Consider the following 2,695-nt stretch of genomic DNA (forward strand, 5'->3'; position numbering starts at 1 on the left):
CTGCTCGGCGGCATAGAGTTCATGCACATGATCGCCAAGGGGGCAAATGCAGACCGACGGTTTGAACCAGACACCTGCCGACCAATTTTACTCGCTTGCCAAATAAGAATTCCTATTTGCTAGGGAATGCCTCTTCCCACCACGCCTTATCGCGACAAACCCTCTCCAACTGCTCAATGTCCTGTTCGATCCCGTCGATACGCACCAACTGGTCCTGCAAGCCGCTGAGCCATAGTTCCGGGCAGGGAATCCTCGAGTTCCGCCATGCGCGCGCGAATCTCTGCCAGTCCAGCCGCGCGCCCCGTCCGGAAGGACGCCCCAAACTCGTAAAGCAGTCCCCGCAGCAGGTTCACTTGCATGATCCGAACTTGATCAGCAGCGAGCGCATTCGGTGAAGACCGAGCATCGCCTGCTGGTCTTCTGTCTTTGCTGCTACGGTTCGCATCCCGGGCTGCTGTACCGCCGTCCAGATTGCCCTCGCATCCGCCGCATCGGTCTTGTTGGTCTGCACAAATGGTCGGATGAACTTCGCATGCAACAGCACCACCTCGTGCCCGAGCGCCTTGATCTTGCGTGCCCACCAGTGCGCGCTGCCGCACGCTTCGAGCGCCACTCGGCCCGTAGGCCGCTGCGCGAGAAACGCGTCAGCTCGTCGCGTCGCAATCGTCGATTGGCTATCTCGCCGGTTTGACCGTCGACCCAGTACATCTGAAAGACTTGCTTTGCAACATCCAGTCCGTATGTCGTAGCATTCATTTGGGCCCTCCGTTCCTCAAGTGGACGTGTCGAAGCTCCACTCTGGCACATTGATGCCGTTCGGTTCTGGAGGGCCTCCGCTTTCCTGCCGGACCCTGCGTCCCCGAAGGGAGGGCGGTGTCCATTCCATCTCGGCCGAGCCCGGAAGTACGCAGTCAGTTTGAACAGCAGTAGCCGCGGCCGAAAGCGGAACTTCCGTATGATCATGTCATGGGTGCATCGCATCAATGATGCGCGGCACGATTCTCAATCACGATGACTTGGCGCCCGCTCCGAAATTGTCGTACTCCCACAAGCGGTTGTAGGCGGGGTCGTCAAGGTTGCGAGTGCTACTGCTATTGCCAGCATGCGGGCGCGAGGTGGTTGCAGCGGCCCCCCATGGCGATACATTGCTGAACGCTGCGTCCTCGTTACTCTCACGAATGACGAGCTGTCCATTCGGTGTAGAGCCCGCGATATAGCCCGTCTTCGACGCCCCCTGGTCCCACGCACGTCCCAGCTGCGCGGCGTTGCTTCCAGCATGGAAACCCGCATCGGCGGTGAAATGGCTGTTCAGCACCAGAAACCCGTAAGGCTGGGACGGTACTGTATCCGGTGCGAACACAAATCCGCTCGTTTTCCGCGATGAGACGATGTGGAACACGCAGTTTTCATACACGGCTCTGGACGATCCGAAGTCGAAGTCCACATCGCCTTCAACGTACGAATTGCTGATATAGACGCGCTCACTTCCAGTTTGACCATTCAGGTAGAACGTGTCCTGACGCCCGATCAAACGCACGTTGTCGAGTTGGACCTGGTCGGCGTCGATGCGCAGCGCCACGGCTTGATGAGTACCGTTGTCGACCGTATCAAGCAGACTGTTGACGACGGTCAGGTTTTTCATCTCGAAACCTGTCGCTTGCACCCAGAAGACGGCCGAGCAATTGGTCCCGATGCTAGCCGACGTCAAACTCGCGCATGACTGGTAAAGCGGATAAGCAGGATCGCCGGACACATAGCGCCCGCTGGGATTAACCGTGGCTGAATAAGTCGCAGGTGAATCAACGGCGCCGTCGATGGCGAGACTGATCTGAGTGGTGCTGGCGTCTGCGTCCGAGCCATAGACGGTAATCGGCGTGGAGGTGCGCGGTACATATACCGTACCGCTATACGTACCGCGTAACACCTCGATATAGATGCGTTGCGTGCCGCCTTTCGCTATTGCGGCATTAATTGCCTGTTGCAACGATGAGTGGGTGGCGCCACCGACTCCTACGGTTTGCCCGACGATGAAATTTGGTCTAGTGACGCCGTCAACGCTTACCCCCGTGGGATTCCAGCTGGTTGCGCCGGTAAAATAAGCTGCCTTCGTGTACTTTCCGGCCTCGGCATTGGACAGGATTGGCCGAGCCGCCGTGCCAGGCGCGAGCTGCGACGACACCGCTCCGACAATGTTATCTCCGCCTCCGCATCCAGTTCCCAGCAGCATTGCGGCGCTAATAGCCACTGTGAGTCGTTTCATATCTCCACTATCCTTTTCTGGTTTTCTGGGCCGACCATCGTACCCTTAGGCTAAGCAAAACAACCGGCAACTCGACGAGATTGGTCGACCGCTGCCCAAGGTGATTAAGCTTAACGGCCCGACAACATTGCGTGCGTTATTTCGCGCGTGGCGCAACGTTAATTTTCGTCAAGTCGCATACCGACTGTGTCGACTCAGTCAGAGCCTGATGCGACAGGCAGAAACTTGATCGGAAGTGGCCCGGCAGCTTTTCTCAAACTGGTCATTCTCCGAGGGTTTGTCGCGATAAGGCGTGGTGGGAAGAGGCATTCCCTAGCAAATAGGAATTCTTATTTGGCAAGCGAGTAAAATTGGTCGGCAGGTGTCTGGTTCAAACCGTCGGTCTGCATTTGCCCCCTTGGCGATCATGTGCATGAACTCTATGCCGCCGAGCAA

Annotated in this window: 1 protein-coding gene and 3 pseudogenes; 1 reads left to right on the forward strand and 3 read right to left on the reverse strand. The window is 57.4% G+C overall.

What is annotated here, in order from left to right:
* Positions 1 to 106 (forward strand): annotated as a pseudogene (locus BGI01S_RS30785) (IS6 family transposase); the annotation flags it as partial.
* A gap of 24 nt (positions 107 to 130) precedes the next feature.
* Here BGI01S_RS30785 and BGI01S_RS28760 read toward each other — a convergent pair.
* From BGI01S_RS28760 to BGI01S_RS30790, 3 genes and pseudogenes are all read right to left on the reverse strand, one after another.
* Positions 131 to 756, reverse strand: a pseudogene (locus BGI01S_RS28760) (IS110 family RNA-guided transposase); the annotation flags it as partial.
* Between the two features lie 250 nt (positions 757 to 1,006).
* The gene (locus tag BGI01S_RS28765) at positions 1,007 to 2,260 is read right to left on the reverse strand and encodes a putative acyl-CoA thioester hydrolase (protein WP_084585555.1); all 1,254 of its coding nucleotides are present in this window, start codon (positions 2,258 to 2,260) and stop codon (positions 1,007 to 1,009) included.
* A 329-nt stretch (positions 2,261 to 2,589) separates the two neighbouring features.
* Positions 2,590 to 2,695, reverse strand: a pseudogene (locus BGI01S_RS30790) (IS6 family transposase); the annotation flags it as partial.

This window comes from Paraburkholderia ginsengisoli NBRC 100965 (assembly GCF_000739735.1).
GTDB classification, from domain to species: domain Bacteria; phylum Pseudomonadota; class Gammaproteobacteria; order Burkholderiales; family Burkholderiaceae; genus Paraburkholderia; species Paraburkholderia ginsengisoli.

Coding starts and splice junctions, on each gene's coding strand:
- BGI01S_RS28765 (WP_084585555.1), bottom strand. CDS start 2,260: ATGAAACGACTCACAGTGGCTATTAGCGCCGCAATGCTGCTGGGAACT.